This window comes from Streptomyces xiaopingdaonensis (assembly GCF_000262345.1).
GTDB lineage: Bacteria > Actinomycetota > Actinomycetes > Streptomycetales > Streptomycetaceae > Streptomyces > Streptomyces xiaopingdaonensis.
Genome location: NZ_AJTQ01000189.1, coordinates 1 through 781, shown reverse-complemented (window position 1 = coordinate 781; position 781 = coordinate 1). Strand labels below are relative to the sequence as shown.

General features: G+C 72.9%; 2 protein-coding genes. Both read left to right on the top strand.

The window, feature by feature from the left end; genetic code table 11:
• A partial coding sequence (locus tag UWG_RS0115655) for a TM2 domain-containing protein (protein ID WP_016908167.1) occupies positions 1-275 on the top strand: 275 nt, incomplete at its 5' end.
• Positions 276-305: 30 nt separating this feature from the next.
• Positions 306-716, top strand: a complete 411-nt coding sequence (locus UWG_RS0115650; RefSeq protein ID WP_016908166.1) for a DUF2752 domain-containing protein — start codon at positions 306-308, stop codon at positions 714-716.
• The last annotated feature ends 65 nt before the right edge of the window (positions 717-781 follow it).

Genomic DNA, 781 nt, shown 5'->3' with positions numbered 1-781 from the left:
ACGCCCCGCCGCAGCACGGCTACCAGTTCGACGCGCCGTACGGTTTCGACCCGTACGGGCGGCCGTACTCCGACAAGTCGAAGATCGTCGCCGGGGTCCTCCAACTCTTCCTCGGAACCTTCGGTATTGGCAGGTTCTACATAGGCAGCGTCGGCATAGGCGTGGCGCAGATCTTCACCTGCGGCGGCCTCGGCCTCTGGTCGCTGATCGACGGCATCCTCCTGCTCATCAGCGAGGACAAGACGGACAGCAACGGCCGTGTCCTGCGCGGTTGACGCGGCACCTCCCCCGCGCCCGGCACGCCCGTGCTGAGCGTCCGGCCGCGCGCCGTCCCGCCGCCCCTGCGCCACCCTGCGGCCGCACCGCTCGCGGTCCTCGCCGCAGGGGTGGCGGGCGCCGCGTACCTGTACACCACCGACCCGCACGAGCCCGGAAACCTGCTGCCCGCCTGCCCGTTCCGCGCCGTCACGGGCCTGCTCTGCCCCGCGTGCGGCGGCACCCGCATGGCGTACGACCTGCTCCACGGCGACCTCGCGGCAGCCTGGCACGACAACCCTGCGCTCCTCCTCGCCGCCCCGATACCGCTGTGGCTGCTGCTCCGCTGGGGCGCCGAGGGACTCAAGGGCCGTCGCTGGCGCCCGCGTTGGCGCGACCGTTCCTGGTACCTCCTCGTCGGGGCCGCCGTGGCGTGGACGGTCGGCCGGAACCTCTTCTGAGCCGCGCCGCTTCCGATCGACGCGACCGCCGCCAGCCCGATTCTCGTGCCCGCTGCGGCACACGG